The 23,040-nt window shown below is 67.9% G+C and carries 27 protein-coding genes and 1 tRNA gene; 20 read left to right on the top strand and 8 right to left on the bottom strand.

Features of this window, described 5'->3' with window-relative positions; genetic code table 11:
• Nucleotides 1-42: 42 nt before the first annotated feature.
• Nucleotides 43-507, bottom strand: a complete 465-nt coding sequence (locus IP93_RS04870) for an aminoacyl-tRNA deacylase (RefSeq protein ID WP_144812742.1) — start codon at nt 505-507, stop codon at nt 43-45.
• Between the two features lie 244 nt (nt 508-751).
• Between IP93_RS04870 and IP93_RS04865 the strand changes: the two genes are divergently transcribed.
• Nucleotides 752-961, top strand: coding sequence for a dodecin (locus IP93_RS04865; RefSeq protein WP_144812740.1), 210 nt, complete (start codon nt 752-754; stop codon nt 959-961).
• A 39-nt stretch (nt 962-1,000) separates the two neighbouring features.
• Here IP93_RS04865 and IP93_RS04860 read toward each other — a convergent pair whose 3' ends face one another.
• Entirely contained in the window at nt 1,001-1,798 is a 798-nt protein-coding gene (locus IP93_RS04860) for an amidohydrolase (protein WP_144812737.1), read from the bottom strand.
• 70 nt (nt 1,799-1,868) lie between these two features.
• Nucleotides 1,869-3,029, bottom strand: coding sequence for a pyridoxal phosphate-dependent aminotransferase (locus IP93_RS04855; RefSeq protein WP_144812735.1), 1,161 nt, complete (start codon nt 3,027-3,029; stop codon nt 1,869-1,871).
• A gap of 223 nt (nt 3,030-3,252) precedes the next feature.
• Between IP93_RS04855 and IP93_RS04850 the strand changes: the two genes are divergently transcribed.
• From IP93_RS04850 to IP93_RS04760, 19 genes are all read left to right on the top strand, one after another.
• On the top strand, nt 3,253-3,723 hold the full coding sequence (locus IP93_RS04850; RefSeq protein ID WP_199747095.1) for a DUF3293 domain-containing protein: 471 nt from the start codon (nt 3,253-3,255) through the stop codon (nt 3,721-3,723).
• A 36-nt stretch (nt 3,724-3,759) separates the two neighbouring features.
• Nucleotides 3,760-4,419 (top strand): heme ABC exporter ATP-binding protein CcmA, encoded by a 660-nt coding sequence (gene ccmA / locus IP93_RS04845; RefSeq protein WP_144812729.1) that lies wholly within the window; start codon nt 3,760-3,762, stop codon nt 4,417-4,419.
• Nucleotides 4,416-5,111: a heme exporter protein CcmB gene (gene ccmB / locus IP93_RS04840; RefSeq protein ID WP_144812728.1), complete on the top strand. Its 696-nt coding sequence runs from the start codon at nt 4,416-4,418 to the stop codon at nt 5,109-5,111. Before ccmA ends, ccmB begins: the two co-directional genes overlap by 4 nt.
• An 87-nt stretch (nt 5,112-5,198) precedes the next feature.
• Nucleotides 5,199-5,969, top strand: coding sequence for a heme ABC transporter permease (locus IP93_RS04835; RefSeq protein ID WP_144812725.1), 771 nt, complete (start codon nt 5,199-5,201; stop codon nt 5,967-5,969).
• Entirely contained in the window at nt 5,966-6,130 is a 165-nt protein-coding gene (locus tag IP93_RS04830; protein ID WP_144812722.1) for a heme exporter protein CcmD, read from the top strand. The genes IP93_RS04835 and IP93_RS04830 overlap by 4 nt, the downstream gene beginning before the upstream one ends.
• Complete coding sequence (gene ccmE, locus IP93_RS04825; RefSeq protein WP_144812720.1) at nt 6,127-6,609, top strand: cytochrome c maturation protein CcmE; 483 nt, start codon at nt 6,127-6,129, stop codon at nt 6,607-6,609. The genes IP93_RS04830 and ccmE overlap by 4 nt, the downstream gene beginning before the upstream one ends.
• Nucleotides 6,610-6,675: 66 nt before the next feature.
• Nucleotides 6,676-8,730, top strand: coding sequence for a heme lyase CcmF/NrfE family subunit (locus tag IP93_RS04820; protein ID WP_144812717.1), 2,055 nt, complete (start codon nt 6,676-6,678; stop codon nt 8,728-8,730).
• The gene (locus IP93_RS04815; RefSeq protein ID WP_144812715.1) at nt 8,727-9,311 is read left to right on the top strand and encodes a DsbE family thiol:disulfide interchange protein; all 585 of its coding nucleotides are present in this window, start codon (nt 8,727-8,729) and stop codon (nt 9,309-9,311) included. The genes IP93_RS04820 and IP93_RS04815 overlap by 4 nt, the downstream gene beginning before the upstream one ends.
• 107 nt (nt 9,312-9,418) lie before the next feature.
• A complete protein-coding gene (locus tag IP93_RS04810; RefSeq protein WP_242006745.1) occupies nt 9,419-9,901 on the top strand; it encodes a cytochrome c-type biogenesis protein in 483 nt (160 codons plus the stop codon).
• The gene (locus IP93_RS04805; protein ID WP_144812712.1) at nt 9,901-10,905 is read left to right on the top strand and encodes a tetratricopeptide repeat protein; all 1,005 of its coding nucleotides are present in this window, start codon (nt 9,901-9,903) and stop codon (nt 10,903-10,905) included. The genes IP93_RS04810 and IP93_RS04805 overlap by 1 nt, the downstream gene beginning before the upstream one ends.
• A 165-nt stretch (nt 10,906-11,070) precedes the next feature.
• Entirely contained in the window at nt 11,071-12,219 is a 1,149-nt protein-coding gene (gene metX / locus IP93_RS04800) for a homoserine O-acetyltransferase MetX (RefSeq protein ID WP_144812709.1), read from the top strand.
• Between the two features lie 68 nt (nt 12,220-12,287).
• A complete protein-coding gene (locus IP93_RS04795; RefSeq protein WP_144812707.1) occupies nt 12,288-12,887 on the top strand; it encodes a cysteine dioxygenase family protein in 600 nt (199 codons plus the stop codon).
• 44 nt (nt 12,888-12,931) lie between these two features.
• Nucleotides 12,932-13,018 (top strand) — tRNA-Leu (locus IP93_RS04790).
• Nucleotides 13,019-13,118: 100 nt separating this feature from the next.
• Entirely contained in the window at nt 13,119-13,943 is an 825-nt protein-coding gene (locus IP93_RS04785; RefSeq protein ID WP_144812704.1) for a DUF3348 family protein, read from the top strand.
• A gap of 1 nt (nt 13,944) precedes the next feature.
• Nucleotides 13,945-16,167 (top strand): DUF802 domain-containing protein, encoded by a 2,223-nt coding sequence (locus IP93_RS04780; protein ID WP_144812701.1) that lies wholly within the window; start codon nt 13,945-13,947, stop codon nt 16,165-16,167.
• Nucleotides 16,164-16,814 (top strand): OmpA family protein, encoded by a 651-nt coding sequence (locus tag IP93_RS04775; protein WP_144812698.1) that lies wholly within the window; start codon nt 16,164-16,166, stop codon nt 16,812-16,814. Before IP93_RS04780 ends, IP93_RS04775 begins: the two co-directional genes overlap by 4 nt.
• A complete protein-coding gene (locus IP93_RS04770) occupies nt 16,804-17,478 on the top strand; it encodes a DUF2894 domain-containing protein (protein ID WP_158636271.1) in 675 nt (224 codons plus the stop codon). The genes IP93_RS04775 and IP93_RS04770 overlap by 11 nt, the downstream gene beginning before the upstream one ends.
• A 244-nt stretch (nt 17,479-17,722) precedes the next feature.
• Nucleotides 17,723-18,526 carry an NRDE family protein gene (locus tag IP93_RS04765; RefSeq protein ID WP_144812693.1) on the top strand — a complete coding sequence of 268 codons (804 nt, stop codon included), beginning with the start codon at nt 17,723-17,725 and terminating at the stop codon, nt 18,524-18,526.
• Nucleotides 18,527-18,674: 148 nt separating this feature from the next.
• Entirely contained in the window at nt 18,675-19,046 is a 372-nt protein-coding gene (locus IP93_RS04760) for a hypothetical protein (protein WP_144812691.1), read from the top strand.
• A 105-nt stretch (nt 19,047-19,151) separates the two neighbouring features.
• On the opposite strand, the gene IP93_RS04755 is transcribed toward IP93_RS04760, so the two are convergent.
• The 5 genes from IP93_RS04755 to IP93_RS04735 all read right to left on the bottom strand — a co-directional run bounded on the left by IP93_RS04755 (nt 19,152) and on the right by IP93_RS04735 (nt 22,965).
• Nucleotides 19,152-19,562 carry a hypothetical protein gene (locus tag IP93_RS04755; protein ID WP_144812688.1) on the bottom strand — a complete coding sequence of 137 codons (411 nt, stop codon included), beginning with the start codon at nt 19,560-19,562 and terminating at the stop codon, nt 19,152-19,154.
• Between the two features lie 35 nt (nt 19,563-19,597).
• Entirely contained in the window at nt 19,598-19,801 is a 204-nt protein-coding gene (locus IP93_RS04750) for a PspC domain-containing protein (protein ID WP_144812686.1), read from the bottom strand.
• 64 nt (nt 19,802-19,865) lie between these two features.
• Nucleotides 19,866-20,951 (bottom strand): class III poly(R)-hydroxyalkanoic acid synthase subunit PhaC, encoded by a 1,086-nt coding sequence (locus tag IP93_RS04745; protein ID WP_144812683.1) that lies wholly within the window; start codon nt 20,949-20,951, stop codon nt 19,866-19,868.
• Nucleotide 20,952: 1 nt separating this feature from the next.
• Nucleotides 20,953-22,281 carry a class III poly(R)-hydroxyalkanoic acid synthase subunit PhaE gene (gene phaE / locus IP93_RS04740; protein WP_144812681.1) on the bottom strand — a complete coding sequence of 443 codons (1,329 nt, stop codon included), beginning with the start codon at nt 22,279-22,281 and terminating at the stop codon, nt 20,953-20,955.
• A 66-nt stretch (nt 22,282-22,347) separates the two neighbouring features.
• The gene (locus IP93_RS04735; protein ID WP_144812678.1) at nt 22,348-22,965 is read right to left on the bottom strand and encodes a CDP-alcohol phosphatidyltransferase family protein; all 618 of its coding nucleotides are present in this window, start codon (nt 22,963-22,965) and stop codon (nt 22,348-22,350) included.
• Nucleotides 22,966-23,040 lie beyond the last annotated feature (75 nt).

The raw sequence follows: 23,040 nt of genomic DNA, 5'->3' as shown, positions 1-23,040 counted from the left end.
CCACGAAGGGCGCCGCAAGGTGCCCTTCGTACTTTCCGGCAGTCAGTGCCGCGTCATCGACATGATGCGTGGATGCACCAGCCGCTCGAAGTCGTTCCAGCCCATCCGCACCAGTTCGTGGTGGTTGCCGGCGTTGAAGGCGATGTCCTGTCCGCGCGACAGGCTGTCGGCGGCGTAGACCTCCATGCCGTAGAGGTTGCCGAAGGGAGGCATGGCCCCGACTTCGCATTCGGGGAAGCGGTCGTTGAACTCGTTCTCGCCGGCCAGACTGGCGCTGCGTGCGCCGGTGGCCTGTCGCAAGGCTTCCAGGCTGACCCATTCGTTGGCCGGAATCACGGCCATCGCGAGGCGTCCATCGAGCTTCACCACCACCGTCTTGGCCATGTCACGGCCGGTCAGGTGCGCGCGTCGCGCCGTGTCCAGCGCGGTGATGGCGTGGTCGTGCGGCACGGTGTCGAAGTGAACGTCGTGTGATCGCAGGAATTGTTCCAGGCGTTGGGTGGTCATGGCGGGATCCTCCACACGGGGGAGCGGTGGCTGTGGCGGTGATTGCAGTCTAGTCCCGCGCGCGACGCCTGCCTGCGCCGTATGTCGGCCGACGCGGGTGGCCTGCAAGGGCCGCCATCGCGTTCACGCACCGCGAACATGTCCCACCACGGCAGCGGTGTAGGATCAGGCCATCCGGCGACGACGGGGCATGACCACCGGCGGATCGCGGACCAACGCAGCACCTCTCCCGGAGCGCACCGCCATGGGCGAACACGTGTACAAGTCGGTTGAACTGACCGGTTCCTCGCGCACCAGCAGCGACGAAGCCATCCGCAACGCCATCGAACGTGCGTCCAAGACCATCCGCGACATCCGCTGGTTCCACGTGACCGATGTCCGCGGCCATGTGGAAGACGGCAAGGTCGCCCATTGGCAGGTGACGTTGAAGGTAGGCTTCACGCTCGAGGAATGAGCCGGCGATTGTCGGTCCGGATCGTCGGCGTGGAATGACTCAGCGCAGTTCGAACGCATCCCCATCCAGCATGGCGGGGAAGCGCTCGCGGTGCGCCCGAAGTTCCGCAGCCTGCAGGGTGGTGGTCACGACCATCTCCTCGTCCGTGCATTCGCTGACCGGGTGGCCGAGGAAGTCGATCACCGCGCTGTCGCCGCTGTAGTGCAGGCCATTGCCGTCGGTACCGACGCGGTTGACGCCCACCACGTAGCACAGGTTCTCGATCGCGCGTGCGCGCAACAGCGTCTTCCACGGGTAATTGCGCGCCGACGGCCAGTTGGCCACGTACAGCGCCAGGTCGTAATCGAGCTGGCCGGGGCGCTCCACGTCATGGCGGTTGCGCGAGAACACCGGGAAACGCAGGTCGTAGCAGACCAGCGGACAGATGCGCCAGCCCTTCCAATCCAGTGTCAGCCGCTCGCGGCCGGCGGCGTAACGCTCGTGCTCCCGCGCATAACGGAACAGATGACGCTTGTCGTAAGTGTGCAACGCGCCCTCGGGCGTGGCGAACAGCATGCGGTTGAACACGCCCTCCTCGGCGCGCAGTTGCACGCTACCGGTCACCGCGGCGCCCAGTTTCCCCGCCTGTTCGCGGATCCATGCCACGGTCGGGCCGTCCATGCCCTCGGCGTTGCCGATGGCGTCGTTGCTGAAACCACTGGTGAAGGTCTCCGGCAGCACCACCAGGTCGGTCGTGCCGTGCAGCGGCGCGATCAGGTGGCCGTAGTACTCGCGGTTGGCCGCGGGATCGTGCCAGCGGGTATCGCCCTGGACGATGGAGACGCGCAGGTCCTGCATGGGAAAGTCCTCTGCAACAGGCGGCGCCCGGCGCCGGCGCGCCAGGCCATGGTGCGATTATCGCGGTTTGTCAGAGGGCCTGCAGGCGCGCGATGGCGGCATCCAGGGTGCCTTCGTTCTTGGCAAAACACAGCCTCACCAGGCGTTGTCCCTTCGGCGGCGCCGCATGGAACGGCGACAGCGGGATGGCGGCGACGCCCTTCTCCACGGTCAGCCAGCGACAGAATTCGACATCGTCCAGGTCGCTGACCGCTGAATAGTCCACCAGCTGGAAATACCCGCCCGGGACCGGCAGCGGCTTCAGCCTGGTGGTCAGCAGTTGCTCGCGGAAACGGTCACGCTTTTCCTGATAGAACGCCCCCAGCGTTTCGTAGTGCTCCGGTTCGGCCTCGATCATCTCGGCGAACGCGGCCTGCGCCGGGGTGAAGGTACAGAAGGTGTTGTACTGGTGCACCTTGCGCAACTCGGCGGACAACGCGGCCGGCGCAATGCAGTAGCCCACCTTCCAGCCAGTGCAGTGGTAGGTCTTGCCGAAACTGGACACGACGAACGCGCGCTCGCGCAGTTCTGGGTAACGCAGCACGGATTCGTGGCGCGCGCCATCGAACACGATGTGTTCGTACACCTCGTCCGAGAGCAGATAGATGCCGGTGTCGCGCAACAGCGCGGTCAACTGGACGATGTCGTCGGCGCTGAACATCGCACCGGACGGGTTGTGCGGACTGTTGATCATCAGCAGCCGGGTCTTCGGCGTGACCGCGGCGCGGATCGCCGCCCAGTCCGGGGCGAAGGTCACGGGATCCAGTGCCACGTGCACCGCGACGCCTCCCGCCAGGTCGATCGCCGGCTCGTAGCAGTCGTAGCACGGGTCCAGCACGATCACTTCGTCCCCGGCGCGCACCACCGCGGCGATGGCATCGAAGATCGCCTCGCTGGCGCCCGAGACCACGGTGACCTCCGCATCGACGTGCGGCCGGTAACCGTAACAACGCTCGGTCTTGTCGGCGATGGCCTGGCGCAGCACCGGCAGGCCGGTCATCGGCGCGTACTGGTTCTTGCCTTCGCGCATGGCCCGGGCCAGCGCTTCCACCAGGCGTGCCGGCACATCGAAGTCCGGGAATCCCTGCCCCAGGTTCACGGCACCGTGCTCCATCGCCAGCTGCGACATGACGGTGAAGATGGTGGTGCCCACCTTGGGCAGCTTGGTCTCGGGGGGGCGGGGGGCGGTCATCGCGCGGGCGGGGTCCAAGGATGCAAAGAGAAGAGCGAAGTGTACGGAAAGCCGACGCGTAAATTCCACCCATCAATCCGAATGAAGCGATAGATAACCTGTGCACGCTTCGTGCCGACCGTGGCGCCGGGTCCGCATCCAGCCCCCATGACCGACCGCTGCGCGGCCAGGAACGCCGACGAACGGCCCGCCCGACACCCCAGTTTCACGCCACACTCACATGATGCGCGAAGTCCAGATCGTCGACGCCGGCGAACTCGCGGCTGCCTACGCCCAGGCGGACTATGCCGTGCGCCTGGATGGCGACACCTTCCGGCTCAAGGTCGGCAGCGCTGCCGGCGACGTGGAAGCCTACTGGCCAGCGATGCACTATGCCTTCATCACCGCCTGGAACCCGGCCTCGCGTCCCACTTCCGATGCGGCCAACCAGCGAGCGGACTCGTCGCTGGTGGCGCAACTCAAGGCCATCGGCGCACCACATCAACCGGCGTGGGCCGAGGACACCAGCGGCGACTGGCGCGAATCCGGTTGGCTGGTGGCAGGGCTGGAACCCCACATGCTGGACGCCCTGGCCCACGAGTTCGGCCAGGCCGGCGTGCTGCACTGGGACCAGGGCCGGCCTGTGCGGCTCAAGATGTACCTGTCCCGCCCGCCCCACGTCCCCCCTGCCGCGCACATCGACTGGGTAGAATGACGGGATCGCGGCCCGACGGCCGCCCAATTCCCGCCAATGACGCCTCCCGACCGACCTGTCCCGCCGCTGCTCGAAGCCCGCGGCCTGCGCTTCGCGCGCAATGACGAGCCCGTATTCGGGCCCCTCGATTTTTCAGTCAACGCTGGCGAAGCGCTGCTGGTGCAGGGCGGCAATGGCGCCGGCAAAACCACCCTGTTGCGGGTGCTGGCGGGACTGCTGCGTGCGGACGAAGGCGAGATCGACATCGATGGTGAGCGTGCCAAGGCCTCGCGCCGCGCCCGCGCCATTGCCTACCTCAGCCACCTGCCGGGTCTGAAGGCCGACCTGAGCGCGATGGAGAACCTCGACTTCCTGGGTGGCCTGCAGGGCCGTCGCCGTACCCAGTCGCCAGAAAATGCGCTGGCCGTAGTCGGCCTGGCTGGCTACGAGGACGCCCTCGCACGCCAGTTGTCGGCCGGGCAGAAGAAGCGCCTGTCACTGGCCCGCATGTGGCTTTCGCCCGCGCCGCTGTGGCTGATGGACGAGCCCTACGCCAACCTCGACCTGCAGGGCATCGAACTGGTCAACCGCATGGTGCAGGCGCACCTGCGCGAAGGCGGCGCCGCGCTGGTCACCACCCACGGCGCTTATGCCGCGCCGCCGGTGCGCACCCGCCTGCTCACCCTGGAGCGCCAGCGCACGGAGGGCTACCGATGAGCCCCGTCCACCACGCCCCCGGCCTGGCCTCGTCGGCCAAGGCCCTGATGGCCCGCGACCTGCGCCTGCTGTGGCGCCGCCGTGGCGATGCGTTCCAGCCGGCGTTGTTCGCGCTGCTGGTGGTGGTGCTGTTCGCGCTTGGTCTGGGTGGCGAGCCGCAGGCCTTGTCGAAAGTCGCCGCCGCCGTACTGTGGCTGGCCGTGCTGCTGGCCGGCCTGCTGGCGCTGGACACCCTGTTCCGCGGTGATGCCGAGGACGGCTCGCTGGAGCAGTGGATGCTGGCCCCGGTCCCGCTGGCGTGGCTGGTGGGCGTGCGCACGTTCATGCACTGGGCCACGACCGCGCTGCCGCTGCTGGTCGCCGCCCCGTTCCTGGGTGAGCTGCTGCACCTGCCGCGCGAACAATTGGGCGTGCTGATGGCGTCGCTGGCGCTGGGCACGCCTTTGCTGAGCCTGCTCGGCGCCGTGGTGGCCGCACTGACGGTCGGCATGCGGCGCTCTGGTATCCTAGTCGCGCTGCTGGCGCTGCCGCTGTACGTGCCGATTCTGGTGTTCGGCGCGGGTGCGGTGGCAGCGTCGGCACAGGGTCTGGACCCCATCGGCGCGCTGTTGATGCTGGCCGCCGGCCTGGTCGTCACGGCCCTGCTGGCGCCCTTGGCCGCCGCCACGGCCATCCGGATCGCGCTCAATTGAGGTGCATCAACGCTCCGCCCGCTGACTGGGCGACAATGGCCCCACACAACCGGCGCACCGCGCCTGCGCGGAGCGCGACCTGAACGCATGAATCCGATCGTCCTCTGGTTCCACAAACTCGGTTCGCCCCCCTACTTCGACCGCTTTGCCGCGCGCTGGGCGCCGTGGGGTTATGGCCTCGGGTTGCTGGTCATGGCGGTGGGCATGTACGGCGCGCTGTTCCAGGTGCCCTCTGATTACCAGCAGGGCGACAGCTTCCGCATCCTGTACATCCACGTGCCCAGCGCGTGGATGAGCATGGCGGTGTTCGGCCTGATGGCGGTGTATGCGGTCATCGCGCTCGTCTGGCGTATCAAGCTGGCCGAAATCCTGGCCATGGCCTGCGCCCCCATCGGCGCGGCCTTCACCCTGATCACCCTGGCCACCGGCTCGATCTGGGGCAAGCCGATGTGGGGCACGTGGTGGGACTGGGACCCGCGCCTGACCACCGAGCTGATCCTGCTGTTCCTGTACCTGGGCGTGATCGGCCTGTACAACGCCATCGACGACCGCCGTGCCGCCGCACGCGCCGCCGGCTTCCTTGCCATCGTCGGCGTGGTGCTGCTGCCGATCATCCGCTACTCGGTGGTGTGGTGGAACTCGCTGCACCAGGGCCAGACCATCCGCGTGTTTGGTGAGTCGGCCATGGACCCGTCGATGATGCCGCCGCTGTGGTGGATGATCGTCGGCACCAATCTGTGGTTCATCGGCGCCCTGCTCGCCCGCGCCCGTGCCGACAACCTGCGCCGCGAGGCCGGCAAGTCATGGGTCGCGGACCTGGCCGGTGTCGGCCCCGACAGCCGGAAGCGCGCCCGATGAGCTACCAGAACTACGTCATCGCCTCCTTCGCGGTCTTCGTGGTCGTGCTCGGGTGGGACTATGTCGCCACCCGCATGCAGATCCGCCGCGAGATCAACAACGCCCGCCAGCGCGCCAAGCGCGAGGTGGCCCGCACGCCGTCCGATGAGTTGACCCGATGAACCCGATCCGTCGCCGACGCCTGCTGTGGATCCTTGCCCTGGTGGTGGCGGCCGGCCTGGCCGCGACCCTGGTGGCAATGGCCCTGCAGCGCAACGTCGCCTACCTCTACACCCCCAGCGAAGTGAAGGCCGGCGAGGCCGGCAAGCACGCACGATTCCGCCTCGGCGGCATGGTGGCCAAGGACTCGTTCAAGCGTGCCGAAGGCTCCATGGAAGCGCACTTCGACGTGACCGACGGCGACAACATCCTGCCCGTGGTCTACACCGGCATCCTCCCCGACCTGTTCCGCGAGAACCAGGCGGTGGTGGCTACCGGGCGCATGGACGGCAACCGCTTCGTCGCCGAGAACGTGCTGGCCAAGCACGACGAGAACTACATGCCCAAGGAAGTCGCCGACAAGATGGGCCAGGCACACAAGAAGCACAACGTGGCCGAACCGGCCGCCGATGCCGCGGCCAGCCCCGGAACCGCGAATTGAGACAGCCGCCTCCCCACATCGCGGGCCGCCCTCCACTGATGCGCCGCATGCGCCGGAGCACGAACGATGCTGCCTGAACTTGGCCAGATCACCCTGATCCTGGCGTTGCTGGTCTCGGTACTGCAGGCCACCCTGCCGCTGGTGGGTGCGCAACGCGGCATCGCGCCGTGGATGGCGGTGGCGCGACCGGCCGTCTACGCACAACTGCTGCTGGTGGGCCTGGCCTTTGCCGTGCTGACCTGGGCCTTCGTGGTGCAGGATTTCTCGGTGGCCTACGTGGCCAAGAACAGCAACTCACTGTTGCCGATGATGTACCGCTACTCGGCGGTGTGGGGTTCGCACGAGGGCTCGCTGCTGCTGTGGGCGCTGGTGCTTGCGTTGTGGACCGCTGCGGTGGCGTTCTGGTCCAAGCGCCTGCCCGATGACGTGATGGCCCGCGTGCTGGCGGTGATGGGCTGGGTCAGCGTGGGCTTTCTCGCCTTCCTGATCTTCACCAGCAACCCGTTCGAGCGCCTGCTTCCGGCCGCCGCCGAAGGTCGCGACCTCAATCCGCTGCTGCAGGACCCCGGCCTGATCATCCATCCGCCGATGCTGTATGCCGGTTACGTGGGCTTCTCGGTGCCGTTCGCGTTCGCCATCGCCGCGCTGCTGGACGGCCGCGTGGATGCACGCTGGCTGCGCTGGACACGGCCGTGGACCAACGTGGCGTGGGGTTTCCTGACCTTGGGCATCGCCCTGGGCAGCTGGTGGGCGTATTACGAACTGGGCTGGGGCGGCTGGTGGTTCTGGGACCCGGTGGAGAACGCCAGCTTCATGCCGTGGCTGGCGGGCGCCGCGCTGATCCACTCGCAGGCCGTCACCGAAAAACGTGGCAGCTTCCGCGGCTGGACCCTGCTGCTGGCCATCGCCACGTTCTCGCTGTCGCTGCTGGGCACGTTCCTGGTGCGCTCGGGCGTGCTGACCAGCGTGCACGCGTTCGCCGCCGATCCGTCGCGCGGTCTGTTCATCCTGATCTTCCTCGGCATCATCGTCGGTGGCTCGCTGCTGCTTTACGCCCTGCGCGCGCCAGGCGGCGACGATGAGGGCAAGCCGTTCGAAGCCTGCTCACGCGAGACGTTGCTGCTGGCCAACAACCTGCTGCTGACCACCGCCTGCGCCATGGTGCTGCTGGGCACGCTGTACCCACTGCTGGCCGACGCGCTGGAGATGGGCAAGATCTCGGTCGGTCCGCCGTACTTCGCGCTGATGTTCATGCTGCTGATGGCACCGCTGGTGTTGCTGCTGCCGTTTGGGCCCATCACCCGCTGGCAGCGCGACCAGCCTTCCAGGCCGCTGGCCATGCTGGCACCGTGGGCCGTCCTGGCAGTGGTCGCCGGCCTCGCCGCGTACTTCATGGCACCGCAAGGGGCCTGGAAAGTGGCGCTGGGCGTGACCGGCGCGATATGGGTGGCCGCCGGCACCGCACGCTTCGTGTGGACACGCCTGCAGTCCAATGGCAAGCGGTTCACCGCCGAGATGATGGGCATGATCCTGGCCCACACTGGTGTCGCGGTGTTCCTGGTCGGCGCATTGCTGGTGGAAGGCCTCAACCAGCAGCGCGAAGTGGCCGTAGCCCCGGGCAAATCGGTGGAAGTGGCCGGTTATGAGTTCCGCCTCGATGGCGTGGCGCACAGCCAAGGCCCCAACTACGAGGCCGACCGCGGCACCGTCACCGTGCTGCGCGACGACCGCGTGGTTACCGTGCTGCACCCGGAAAAGCGTGCCTACGCCAGCGGCGGCCAGGTCATGACCGAAGCGGCCATCCGCCCCGGCATCACCCAGGACCTGTACGTGGCCCTCGGCGAACCGCTCGGCGGTGGCGCGTGGGCTGTGCGGGTCCACATCAAGCCGTTCGTGCGCTGGATCTGGTTCGGTGCGCTGCTGATGATGCTGGGCGGTTTCGTCACTGCGGCCGACAAGCGGTTCCGCCGCGTCGGCACGGAACGTGTGCGGCCGCCGTTGCCGGCAACCGACACGCCGCCCATGCCCGCAGCCGCCATCGCGACCCAGGCTTCGGCCGCGCCTACTCCCGGCAATGCCACGCCTGCGCACACGTCTTCCGCTGCGGAGCCAGCACGATGAGTTCCTCGCCCTCCCCCAAGCGCGGCGCGATGCGCTGGCTGCCGCTGGCCTTCGTCGCGTTGTTGGGCGTGCTGCTCGGCGTGGGCGTGCTGCTCAGCCGAAACCCCAACCGTGAGGCACTGCCGTCTCCGCTGATCGGCAAGGCGGCGCCGGCGTTCTCGCTGCCGGTACTGCACGAACCCTCGCGCATGGTGACCTCGCAGGAGCTGCGCGGCGCGCCATACCTGCTCAACGTGTGGGGCAGCTGGTGCCCGGCGTGCCGTGACGAACACCCGGTGCTGACCCGCTTCGCCGAAACCAAGCGCGTGCGCGTGTTGGGCTACAACTGGAAGGACGAGCCCGCCGACGCGCTGCGCTGGCTGGACGAATTCGGCAACCCCTACTGGCTGGTGCTGGCCGACTACGAAGGCAAGGTCGCCATCGACTGGGGCATCTATGGCGCGCCGGAAACTTTCCTCGTGGACGCCAACGGCATGATCCGCTGGAAGTACGTGGGGCCGCTGACGGATGACGTGATCCAGAAGCAGCTGCTGCCGGTGCTGCAGGACGTGGAAACCACTCCCACCGGGGTGTCGCTATGACCACGGGGATCGTGTTCCGGCCATGCATGCCGGCATCGAAGGCTACGACTGCATCCGGCCGGTGCGCGCCGGACGTTGCTGCGAAGTCGCGGCGCAACGTGCTGCCCGTGCTCGCACTCGCTGCCCTGCTGCTTTCTGCCTTGCTCGCGCCGAATCCGGCGCGAGCGCAGGTCGCCGCCGACCCCGCGCCCATCCAGTTCAACGGCGAGGCCGAAGAAGCGCGTTTCCACGCGCTGGTGAGCGAACTGCGCTGCGTGATGTGCCAGAACCAGTCACTGGCCGACTCCAACGCACAGATCGCGGTGGACCTGCGCCACGAAGTGCTGTCGCTGATGCGCCGGGGCAAGTCCAACGCCGAGATCAAGGACTTCCTGGTCGCACGTTACGGTGAGTTCGTGCTGTACCGCCCGCAGGTGGAATCCAAGACCTGGCTGCTGTGGTTTGGCCCGGCGGTGGTGCTGCTGGCGGGTGGTCTGGTGGTGGCGGGCATCGTGCGCCGCCGTTCCACGCAGCAGCGCACCAAGGCACAACCCGGTGACCCGACCCGCAGTACCCCGGCCAATACCCCCGAAGACGATCAGGAGTGGTGATGAGCGCATTCGTGGTCGCCAGCCTGGCGCTGGTACTGATGGTGTTGGCGTACGTGCTGCGCCCGGTGTTTAAGGCACACCGGCTGACTGGCGTGGCGATGCTCGCCTCAGCCCTGGTAATGACGGGCGCGCTGTATTTCGCCGTCGGCACGCCGCGCGCATTGGACCAGGCTCAACGCCGCACCCCGCAGACGCTGGACGAGGCCATCACCCAGTTGGAGGCCAAGCTGGCCGACGACCCGAGCGAGATCGACGGCTGGCGCCTGCTGGCCCGCGCCTATACCGCACAAGGCCGCCATACCGACGCGCGCGACGCCCTCGCTCGCGCCGTGACCGTGGCGCCAGACGAAGCGGACCTGCTGACCGACGCCGCCGAAGCGCGTGCCAATGCCGACAAGGACCACCGCTTCGACGACAAGGCGGTGCAGATGCTGCGCCACGCCCTTGGGAAACAGCCCATGCACCAGCGCGCCCGCTGGTTCCTCGGCATCGCCCAGCGCCAAGCCGGCCGGGCCGCCGACGCGGCGAAGACGTGGGAACCGCTGTTGGCCATCGTGGAGCCAAACGTGGCCGCCACCCTGCGCCCACAGATCAACGCGGCCCGCGTCGAGGCCGGGCTACCTGAACTCGCCGCGCCGGCACCCGTCGCCGCCAGCGGCAAGGGCATCACGGTGAAAGTGGAACTGGCCGACGCCCTGCGCGCGAAGTTGCCCGCCGGCGCCACCCTGTTCGTCGTGGCCCGCGAGCCAGGCGGCCCGCCGATCCCGGTCGCCGCCGAGAAAGTGTCCGCGGCGCAACTGCCCCTGGAACTGCGCCTGGACGATGCCGACAGCCTGATGCCGACGAAAAAGCTGTCCGACCTGGCCAATGCCGAGATCAGTGCACGCCTGTCGATCACCGGCATTGCCACGCCACAGGCCGGCGACCTGGAAGCCGCCCCCGTGCAAACCACCACCGATGCCAAGGCGCCGGTGGTGCTGAAGATCGACCGCGTGCGTCCCTGATGCAAAGGGGCGCCTTGCCGTTGACCATTGCCCTTGATCCATAAGGTGGGAGCTGCCAGCGAGCGCGACGCTTCCCAGCTTCGTGGTGTTCTTTCGGCCGTAAGCGGCAGTGTCTGCGACAATCGCAGATCGCCCCCGCCCACCGAACCGCCCAGAGTTCACGGAATGACCGAATTCATCCCACCCGGGACCCGCTACATCGACCTGCCCTCGCCGTTCCCGATGCGCCGCGGTGGCGCGTTGCACGGGGCCAGGATGGCCTTTGAAACCTGGGGCACGCTCAACGCCGCGCGCGACAACGCCATCCTGATCGTCACCGGTCTGTCGCCCGACGCGCACGCCGCCGCCAATGAGGCCAATCCCGCGGCCGGCTGGTGGGAGGCCATGGTCGGCCCCGGCAAAGCCATCGACACTGACCGCTGGCACGTCATCTGCGTCAATTCGCTGGGCAGTTGCAAAGGTTCCACCGGCCCCGCGTCCGTCGATCCGGCCACCGGGCAGCCGTACCGCCTGGGTTTCCCCGAGCTGTCGGTGGAAGATGGCGCGAACGCTGCCGCGCACGTGGTCCGCGCGCTGGGCATCCACCGCCTGGCCTGCGTCATCGGCAACTCGATGGGCGGGATGACCGCGCTGGCGCTGCTGGCCATGCACCCGGGCATCGCCCGCAGCCATATCAACATCTCAGGCGCGGCGCGCGCGCTGCCGTTCTCCATTGCCATCCGCTCGTTGCAACGCGAGGCCATCCGGCTGGACCCCAACTGGAACGGAGGCGACTACACCGAAGAGCGCTACCCCGAGTCGGGCATGCGCATGGCGCGCAAGCTGGGGGTGATCACCTACCGTTCCGCGCTGGAGTGGGATGGGCGTTTTGGCCGGGTGCGCCTTGACTCCGACCGTGCCGACGATGAGCCGTTCGGCCTGGAATTCGAAGTGGAGAGCTACCTGGAGGGCCACGCCCGCCGCTTCGTGCGGCGCTTCGACCCCAACTCCTACCTGTACCTGAGCCGGTCGATGGACTGGTTCGACATGGGCGACTTCTGCCCAGGCGGCTGCGGTCGCGGGGAAGGCCCGTCCAGTGACGACGACGCCCGCGCCGCGCTGGCCTGCATAAAACTGGAAAAGGCGCTGGCCATCGGCGTGCACACCGACATCCTGTTCCCGCTGCAGCAGCAGGAGGAAATTGCCGAAGGCCTGCGCGCCGGCGGCACCGACGCACGCTTCCTGCCGCTACCGTCGCCGCAGGGGCATGACGCGTTCCTGGTTGATTTCGAGCGGTTCTCGCCGGCCGTGGGCGGGTTCCTGGCCGATATCTGAGCGGCGCGGCGCGGTGCGATGCGGCACTGCACATAACGGCCGGCAATGAGCAGGTTACACTTCGCCATATGCACGCGACCGCCAACGCCCTACCCAACCTGGACTTCCCCGGCCACGACAAGCTGGTCGCCATCCTGGACGCCGCTGTCATCACGGGCGATGAGCACGCGGTGACCGCCGCGTTGCGCAGCGCCCTGTGCAGCATGATCCGCGACCACGAGGTGCAACTGCCAGCGTGCGTGCACGAGCCCATTGACGACCACTACGCCCGCCGGGAGTTGTACCGCAGCCCCGTGCACGGCTACAGCGTGGTGGCCATGACCTGGGGCCCCGGCCAAGGCACTCCGGTGCACGACCACTGCGGGCTGTGGTGTGTGGAAGGCGTGTGGGACGGCGAGCTGGAAATCACCCAGTACGAGTTGCTGGAATCCGACGGCGATCGCTTCCGCTTCCGCGCCACCGGCGGAATGCAAGCCGGCCCAGGCAGCGCCGGCAGCCTGATCCCGCCGCACGAGTACCACACCATCCGCAATACCAGCGGTGACAACGTGGCCATCTCCCTGCACATCTACAAGGCGCCGATGGAAAGCTGCTCGATGTTCCTGCCACAGGGCGGCGAATGGTTCACTCGCGCCAGCAAGGCGCTCAAGACCGACGAAGTGCACTGACACCGCAGACGGAGGCCACGGCCTCCGCTATACTGCTCGCCCGCGCCGGAGTGGCGGAATCGGTAGACGCAGCGGACTCAAAATCCGCCGCCCTTAAAAGCGTGTGGGTTCGAGTCCCACCTCCGGCACCAGATTGAAGAAAAAGCCAGGCCTTTGGGCTTGGCTTTTTTGCTGGCGCATCAAGCCTCCTCTTTTTTCGACGACGGGTGCGGTGATGGATTGCGGTCGCTCATGCAACAGGCGGCCGTCGTAGCCGATACCTTCGTTTGCAACCCTGCCTACCAAGGACGCGGGCCCGGGCCATATGCGTGTAAAATCGTGCGTTTTCAGCAAGACCCGCCCGTGCACAACGCCCTTCGGGGCCCTGCGCCGGCACTCCACCGCCTGCTTGCCCGCCTGGGCGAGGTCGAGGCCGCCCCCGCCGCTCCCTCCTTGACCGCCCAGCTTAGCCAGTGGCTGGAGTGGACCCACGCGGTGGCGCTGTCCTCCGCGTTGGATGCCCGGCCAGCAGCGCCCACCGCCGATGCCACCGCAACCCTGTCCTTTGACGGCAGTGAATGCGCGCGCGTGCGCGCCGCGCTGGTGACGGTCATCGTGGGTGATCGCGCGTTTGCCAGCCCACAGGACGCTGCCGCGCCAAGCGCCGCCGGCAACACGGACACCCCATCGCCCGACGCCACCTTCTTTCGCCAGCGCCACGCCGCCCTGCAGCAGGTGATGGACGCCGACATCAGCCACCTGCGCGGCCGCCTGCGCGGCCTGCTGACCCAGCAGGCGCCGGAGCTGGCGCAACTGGCCGCCATGGACGCCGTCATGGAGCGCGCGCTGGGCCGCCAGGAGCGCGCCCTGCTGTCCACGCTGCCCGAATGGCTATGCCGGCACTTCGACCGTCTTCACCTGGCCGCGGCTGCCGCGCCAGACGCCATCTCTCCTTCGGCCCGCTGGCTCGACGTGTTCCGCCAGGACATGCAAAGCCTGCTGCTGGCCGAGCTGGACCTCCGACTGCAACCCAGCGAGGGCCTTGTTGCGGCCCTGCGCTCCACCGTGACTGCCTGACATGCCCAAGCACCTGCTCTACCCCGCCATTTTCCTCGTTGGTCTGGCCGTTGTCGGCTGGATCGGCGCGGGCTACCTCGGCACCAACCTGCTGGCGCTGGCGGTGGTCCTGCTGATTACCGCCTGTTACGTGACCGGTGCGCTGGAACTGCGTCGCTACCGGCAGGCGACCGGCACCCTGGCGCGCGCGGTGGAGATCGCCGCGCAGCCGGTCGCCGAGCTGGGCGCATGGCTGGGCCAGTTGCATCCGTCCCTGCGTGACGCCGTGCGCCAGCGCGTGGATGGCGGGCGCTCGCCGTTGCCGGCGCCGGCACTGACGCCGTACCTGGTCGGGCTGCTGGTACTGCTGGGCATGCTGGGCACGCTGCTGGGCATGATGACCACGCTGCGCGGCACCGGGCTGGCGCTGGAAAGCGCCTCGGACCTTGCAGCCCTGCGCGCGTCGATCGCCGCACCGGTAAAGGGCCTGGCGTTCGCCTTCGGCACCTCGATCGCGGGCGTGGCCGCGTCGGCCATGCTCGGGTTGCTGGCCGCGTTGTCCCGCCGTGAGCGGGTGGACGCGGCGCAGGCGCTGGATACGGCGATTGCGACCACGCTGCGGCCGTACTCGCAGCCACACCAGCGCGAAGAGATGTTCAAGCTGCTGCAGCGCCAGGCGGACACCCTGCCGACGCTGGTGGCGCAACTGCAGGCCACGCTGTCGGGGATGGAGCAGCAGTCCCTTGCGGCGAACGAACGCCAGCTGGCGCAGCAGGCCGCGTTCCACGAGCGCACCGAGGCCGTGCACACGCGATTGGCCGCCTCGGTGAAGCAATCACTGCTGGAGGGCGCATCCGAAAGCGCGCGCGCCACCGGCACGGCGTTGCAGCCGGTGATGGAAGCCACGATGAGCGCCATTGCGCGCAACGCCGCCACGCTGCATGAGAACGCGATGCAGGCGGTACAGCAGCAGGTCGCCGGGCTGGCGTCGGAGTTCCAGGCCACCACGGCCACCGTCGCGGGGTTGTGGACCGACTCGCTCGCCGAGCAGCGCCAGGCCAACGCGACACTTCTGCACGATCTGCGCGGCACGCTGGAGCACTTCAACGATAGCTTCGAGCAGCGATCGTCGGGCGTGGTGGACGCCGTGTCGGCGCGCTTCGATGCAGCCACCACCGCCGCAACGACGGCGTGGGACGAAGCGGCGGTGCGTCAAACCACCGCATGGACCGAAGCCGCGACGCGTAACGAAGCGGCGTGGTCCGAAGCGGCCACACGCCACGAGGCTGCATCGACCGAAGCAGCGGCACGCCAGGAGGCGGCGTGGGCGGATGCCGTGACCCGCCAGACCGCGGCCAGCACCGAAATGGCCACACGCAACCAGGCCGCACTGGAAGCTGCTGCCAGCACCTTCGAGGCACATGCCGCCGCACTGGTGCAGGCCGTGCAGCAGTCGCATATCGAACTGCACGCCGCCCTCGACGCCAACGCGCAGGCACGCATGGTCGCCTGGGCGGAGTCCTTCGATGCGATGACCCGACCGCTGGTCGCACGCTGGGAGTCTGCCGGCGAGCGCGCAGCCAGTCGCCAGCAGGACCTGTGCGACACGCTGGCCCGCACCGCCGATGCCATCACCGCGCAGACCCAGGCGCACGCCCGCGACACCATCGCCGAGATCTCGCGCCTGGTGCAGGCCGCCTCCGAGGCGCCCAAGGCCGCCGCCGAGGTCATCGCCGAGTTGCGCCAGAGGCTGTCCGACAGCATGGCCCGCGACACCGCCGTGCTGGAGGAGCGCGGCCGCCTGCTGGCCACGGTCGACACCCTGCTCAACGCGGTCAACCATGCCTCCACCGAGCAACGCGCCGCGGTCGATGCGCTGATCTCCACCAGCGCGGACCTGCTGGACCGCGTGGGCAACCGCTTCGCCGCGCACGTCGAAGCCGAAACCGGCAAGCTCGACGCCGCCGCTACCCGCATCGCCGCCGGCGCCATCGAAGTGGCCAGCCTGGGCGATGCGTTCGGCGCGGCGGTGCAGCGCTTCGGCGAGTCCAACGACCAACTGGTCACGCGCCTGCAGGCCATCGAGGCCGCGCTGGACCGGTCGCTGTCGCGCAGCGACGAGCAACTGGCGTACTACGTGGCGCAGGCGCGCGAGGTCATCGACCTGAGCATGCTGGCACAGAAGCAGATCATCGGCGAATTGCAGCACCTGTCCGAGCAGCGCGCCGGGGCGGAAACGGCATGAGCGTGGAGCACGACGGCGACGTCGAAGCCACCACCGCGGTCTGGGCTGCTTTCGGTGACCTGATGTCGGTGCTGCTGGGCGTGTTCGCGTTGATACTGGTCGGCGTGATCGCCGTGCAGATGCGTCTTTCGCACCAGCTGGACGAGGAGGTCCGCAAGCGCGAGCAGGCAGGCAGGCAGATGCGCACGCTGGAACAGATGTTGGCCGTGCCGCTGGCGCAGGGCCGGGTGACATTGGTGGATGGCCGCATCGGCATCCGCGGAAACGTACTGTTCGCGCTCAACTCCGACCGGTTGCAGCCGGAGGGCCACGAGTTGTTGAAGTCGCTGGCCGGCCCGTTGGCCGAGTACCTGCGCGCGCGCGACGAGATCCTGATGGTCAGCGGTTTCACCGACAACCGGCTGGTGAGCGACAGCAATCGCCAGTTCGCCGACAACTGGGAGCTGTCGGCGCAACGCGCGCTGACCGTGACCCGTACGCTGATAGACGCGGGCGTGCCGTCGTCGTCGGTGTTTGCCGCGGCGTTCGGCGCACAGCAACCGGTCAGCTCCAACGCCAGCGAGGAAGGCCGCGCGCGCAACCGGCGCGTGGAGATCGCGCCGGTGCCCAAGCCGGCGAAGCACGATGCGACAGGTCATGAGCGGTAGCAGCGCGAACATGCGCTCGAAGCTGGAGGCATGGCGGGCGCAAGGTGCCGACCGCCTTGCTCCACTGCGATTCCAGCACATCGAAGCGCTGGACCGGCGGGCTGCGGCACAAAGCGGCACCGTACGCGCCGTCCTCGACCAGCGCTTGGCCGAACTGGTCGCTGCGTATGCGCAGGACCTTGAGCGTGGGCCTGTGATGACGGAGGCAGCAACCGGTTTCGCTTTGGAGGATGTCGCACGGCGCGACCGGCGGGACTCATCTGGTCCACTTGTCGCACTGGTCAGCGCCCTGACCCGCGGCTCACCTGCGAACATTGCTGCCGGGCACTCGTCACTTGCGCCGGCTGGAGCCCCAGGCCTCTCCGTCATCGACGAAATCCGGCAGGCTTGTACCAAGGTCCGCAACCAGAGCCAGCTACGCCAGGCCCTGATTCCGTCGCCGGCCGACGCGGGTCCACTCAACTCCGCCAGTCTGGTCCACCGCGCGCTCACCCGGATGCAGGAGCTGTCGCCGGTGTACCTGGAACATTTCATCGCCCATGTGGACGCCCTGTCCGCACTGCAGTCATCCTGCGCCAGCGCTTTGCGACCCGTTGAAAATGCGGCACGCCCCACCGGCCCGGCCAAGCGCACACGCGCCAAGGCACGCAAGCGGACGCCTTGAGGCATCACCCGCCCCTGGGACTTCCCCCTGCACAGGATCAGGAAACCCTTCGTCGAACACACATGAAGAAGGCCCAGTCCGCGGAATCGAAGTTCCGGGTGGCTGAGCCTTCCAGTCGGAGCTGTTGCATCAAAAAGTGAATTTCAATGCTTGTTCTCCGGCAAAACCAACGCTACTCGCAACGCTGTTAGCCGGATGTAAATAAACAGGCACCGTTCGTCGGCCGCTGCGCTAGCATGCGCACATGTGCCTGATTGCCGTCGCCTGGCGTGTCCATCCCCGTTACCCGTTGGCGCTGATCGCCAACCGCGACGAAGCGCATGCGCGCCCCACTTCCGCGGCCGGAACCCATGCGGACCTGCCGGGCGTGTTCGGCGGCCGCGATCAGTTGCAGGGCGGTAGCTGGCTGATGGTCTCGTCCCAGGGCCGTCTGGCGGCCGTGACCAATGTGCGCCAGGGTCTCGCCGTCGAGACTGCACCGCGTTCGCGCGGCGGGCTGGTCACCGGTTTCCTGCAGGATGCCACCCCTGCCCCGGAATGGTGCGCCGCGCTGGCGGACGTTGCCCCGGAGTACGGCCGTTTCAATCTGTTGGCCTACGATGGGCCGACACTCGCCTTCGCCACCAACCATCCGGTTTTCGCAACGCAGGCCATCGCACCGGGCGTGCACGCCATGTCCAATGGCGCGCTCGATGCCACGTGGCCAAAGGGCAGCCACGCCACCGGCGCGCTGGCCGCATGGTTGACCGAGGATGCGGCCGCCACCCGGGACGTCGACGACGCGGCATCGCTGGAGCCTCTGTTCAGCGCGCTGGCCGACACCACGCCTGCTCCGGACGAGGCGCTGCCCGATACCGGCGTGGGTCTGGAACTCGAGCGGGCGTTGTCCCCACCCTTCATACGCAACTCGCGGTATGGCACACGTTGCAGCACCGTGGTGCTGGTGGAACGAGGCCGTCTGCTGTTCGTGGAACGCCGCTTCGGACCCGAGGGAAACCCGATTGGGCAAACGGTACAGGTCGTGCCCGTCCGCGGGCCGAACGATTGATCAATCGCGCGTCGGAACCCGGCGCCCGGTGCGGCCGCATTCGGCAAGCTGAATGATCGGACCGGCCTGCGATCCACATTGCCACGGCTTTCACACCGCCGGCGGCAAGGTGCACGCGACGCACCAACGCGTACCAGGAGAACGCTCGATGAACATGACCAAGACCTTGTTTGCGATGGCCTTCGTGCTGGTCCTGGGTGCCTGCAACCAGGACCAGGCCAACACCTCCGCCACGGAAGCCGCCGAATCCGCTTCGGAAGCGCAGGAGGCGGCCAACAATGCCGCCGCCACGGGCGACGCCGCTGCAACCGCGGCTGCGCAGGCCGCGGCTGACGCGGCAGCTGCCGCCGCCGACGCTTCGGCCACCACGGCCGAGGCGGTGTCGGGCGACGAATTGACCCGCCGTGACGACCTGGCCGACTCGGCCGAGAAGGTCGCCGACGCAGCCGAACAGGCCCAGGATGCCGCCGAAGAGGCCGCGGCCGCCGCCGACGCCAAGAACAACACCGACGGCAAATGATTCACGGGTAGTTTCAACCGCCGGCATGCGCTTCCGGACACTCCTCGTCCCGCTCCGGGAGTCGCATGGCCGGCGATCCTGCCTGATAAACAAACGCAGGCGGTCTCAGTCGGTCGCACTCCACGGCCACCACCCCCGGCCGCGATGCGCGTAGCGGTCCGCGGCGCGTTCAAACGGATTGCGCACGCTCACGCCGCCACACACCAGGTACACCGGCAGGAAAAGCGGCCCCAGCACCATGTACTGGTACACGTGCGCGCGCTCATGGTCAGCCAGCATGATGTGCGGTTCATCGCCATGACCCGCGCGGTGCGCGTACGTCACGCACGGCGAGTCCAGTGTATCGCCGGTGTGCAGGATCACATTGCCCAGGGTCAGCGCGCCGCCCGGACCCCACGGCCAGCGATGGAACACCACGGCCAGGTCCTGCGGGCGAAGGTGCACGTGCGCGCCGAAGGCCATGCCGATACCCCCGGCCACCAACCCCAGCACGGTGTTGGGTGACGCCCACGCCATGCCGAGTACCCGCCCGGCGCGCTGCAGCCAAGGGCTCAGGCGCCCTCCTCCGGCATCAGCAGCCACAGGATCAGGTACACCAGGATGCCGGGGAATGCCGCCGACGCGATCGAGATGATCACGAAAATGGCGCGCAGCAGCGTGCTGTTCCAGCCGAAGCGCTGGGCGATGCCGCCCATGACGCCGGCGATCATGCGGTCGTTGCGGGAGCGGGTGAACGGACGTGAAGGTGTGCTCATGGCGTCGTCCCTTGTGGCCCTGGCAGTGAGCATAGCGCGGGCACGCTGCGCCGGCATGTGACGGTCAGCGCGACCGCGCCGCCAGCCAGTCGTGGATCGCCTGGGGCACTTCCCGCTGCGCGCGGCTGGAGACGTAGATGCCGATGTGGCCGCCACGGAACGACAGCTCGCTGTAATCGTCGCTGCCCACCAGCCCGCCCAGCGCCTTCGACGCATCCGGCGGCACCAGGTGGTCCTGTTCCGCGAAGATATTCAGCACCGGCATGTCCACGTGGATCAGGTCCACCGGGTGGCCGCCGATGTCGATGCCGCCCTTGACGAAGCCATTGGCCTGGTAGAACTGCTTGATGAACTGGCGGAACGCTTCGCCGGCCTGGTCGGGCGAGTCGAATATCCACTTTTCCATGCGCAGGAAGTCTTCCAGTGCCTGCTTGTCGTCGAGGATGTCGACCAGGCCCACGTACTTCTGCACGAACAGCCGCCACGGCTTGAGCTGCAGGTAGGTGAAATTCATCATGTCCGCCGGCACGTTGCCCACCGTGTCCACGAACAGGTCCACGTCCAGGCTGCGCGTCCAGTTGGACAGCATGTTGTCCTCGGTGTGGAAATCCACCGGGGTGACCATGGTGATGAGGTTGCGCACCTTGCGCGGGTTGAGCGCGCTGTAACACAGCGAGAACGCGCCACCCTGGCAGATGCCGAGCAGGTTGATGGCGTCCTGGTGGTAGGCACTGCGCAGGTGGTCGACGGCACCGCCGATCCAGCGCTGGATGTAATCCTCCAACTCGAGGTAGCGGTCGGAGCGGTCGGGGTAGCCCCAGTCGAGGATGTATACGTCTTCGCCGCGCTCCAGCAGGCCGCGCACGATGGACTTGCCGACCTGCAGGTCGACCATGTACGGCCGATTCACCAGCGCATACACCATCAACAACGGCACCTTGGCGGTGGGCGCGCGTTCGCCGATGAAGCGGTACAGCACCACCTTGCCATCGCGCCACACTTCCTCGCGGCGGGTGGCGCCGTAGTCAACGTCGTCCACCTGGGTCAGCGTGCCCAGGCCCGCGCCGAGCTTGTGCTGCAGCTTGATGGCCTCCTCGGCCAATGCCTGCGGAGTGAAGCCGATCGGGCCGAAGCTGTCGAAGGCGTTCATCTCAGCGGGCTCCCTTGGTGGCCTTGCTCAGCGACTTGGTCGCGACGGCACGACTGACCGTCGGCTTGCCCGCACTGGCCTTCGCGGCGCGCGTGGCTTTGGCGGACTTCGCACTGCGGGCGGCGACCGCCCGACTGCGGCCGGTGGTGGCTGCGGCCTTCGCCGGTTTGGCAGTTTTTGCAGGCGTTACGCTCTTCGTTGCCCCTGCGCGCCGCGTCTTGGTTGTGCCCGCCCCGGCAGCAACCACCCGGCTCTTGGAAGCCTTGGTTGCGGCAGCCGGCCGCTTGCGAGTCGCGGACGCACTTTCCGTTGCCCTGTTCGCGGCTCGCGGCTCCACCTGCGCCGCGGCCCTGCGCCGCAGCGTGCCGATCGCGTCGGAGAACGCGCTACCCTGCACCGGTGTCGGCCGCGCGATCGGCGTTGCCGACATGGCCTGCACCAGGTCACGCAGGCGACGCACTTCACGCTCCAGTTGCACGATCTTGCGATGCGCGGCATCCACTTCGGTGCGGCCGGGCACGCCCAGCAACGCACTGGCGCGTTCGATCTCGTCCTGCACATGGCTGCGCACGCGCATCTGTGCGTTGGCCAGGTGTCCGTAGGCATCACGGAATCGCTGCGAGAGCGCCAACTCGGCGTACGCATCCTCGGCCGCATCGATCCACAGGTCGAACAGCGCGCGCGCCGAGGTCAACTGGCGCCCGGGCTCGCTGCGCTCGGCCAGCAATTGCTCGAAACGGTCGAATGCGGACTGGGACGACTCAGCCAGCAACGTGTTGAACACCTGGCTGGCAGCCTGGTACTCGTCCTGCGCCTTGGCCGCGTCCTGCCAGCGCTCCTGGTGCTCGCGGGCGAATCCGAAGGTGGGGGCATCCATCCAGCGGCCGCGATCGCGCTGCAGCATGTCCAGGTACGGGCGCACCTGCTCGATCCACGCCTCGAAATCGTGCTGGCCGGGACCACGCACGTGCTTGAACACATCGGCGAAGGGGTTGGAACCGTTGCCACCCAGCATCTGCTTCCATGCCCGGGCGATTTCACCGGCGTCTGCGTTCTGGCCCGCGAACTGCGCCGCCAACTGCTGCATCTGGCCGAACCAGCCTTGTGCCTGCGCATTGAAGCGACCAACCGCGTCGTTGGCCTGCGCCGGCCCGCCCTGGGCCAGCTGTGACCACCAGCGCACCGCCTCGTCCCAGCCGGGGACCGCGTTGGCAGGCTTGGCGCCGGCGCCACGCATCATGTCGCCCCACGCGCTCCAGTACTGCTTGGCGATGGCATCGAACTCGTCCGAACCAAAGCCGCCCATCGTGCCGAAACCCTGCTTGGCCATCGTGCCCTCCCGCGTTTGTCCTGATCATAGCAACGGAATTGTTGCGGTGCGCCAACGGCGCTATGTTCAGGGTTTGGGAATGCGCAGGGTCTTGCTGATCATCAACGAGCCGGACAGCGCGAACATCAGCACCAGCGGATGGAACTGCCACGGCCCGAGCCTGACCATCCCGAACCACAGGTCCTCGCCGATCGCCCCCTGCCATGCGGCCACGGCGAGCACGATGACCAGCACCAGGCTGGTCGGTATCGGTGTGCCTTCGAAATACTTGACCTTGCCCTCGTCGCCGGAAAGCTGCTCGGCGGTGACGTTGTAGCGCGCGAGGCGGCTCACGCCGCAACCGACGAAGTAACTCAGCACTACCCAGTCCCAGCCGCCCTGCAGGCCGCAGGCGTAACCCAGCGCGGCCGGCGCCACGCCGAACGAGATCACGTCCGCCAGCGAGTCCAGTTCGCGGCCCAGGGTGGAGGCGGACTTGCGCCAGCGCGCGATGCGGCCATCCAGCGCGTCGAAGACGAAAGCCAGCGGTATCAGCGCCATGCCGATCATCAGGTCGCGTACCACGCCCTCCTGCAGGAAGCGCATGGCGGCGAAGATGGCACCGGTGCCGCAGAAGGCATTGGCGAGGGTGAACCAGTCCGCGAGGTGGAACTCGCGGAGCATGGAGAAATGGCGGCGCGACATGGCGACTCCTGTCGTCGGCAGGTCAGGTGGTGACCCTCATCCCATCAGCGTGCCAAAGACAACGTGAACAGGGCA

It is taken from the genome of Aerolutibacter ruishenii (assembly GCF_007830115.1).
Taxonomy (GTDB): Bacteria; Pseudomonadota; Gammaproteobacteria; order Xanthomonadales; family Xanthomonadaceae; genus Aerolutibacter; species Aerolutibacter ruishenii.
The sequence above is the reverse complement of the archived record's forward strand: the minus strand, read 5'-3'. Positions and strand labels throughout refer to the sequence as shown.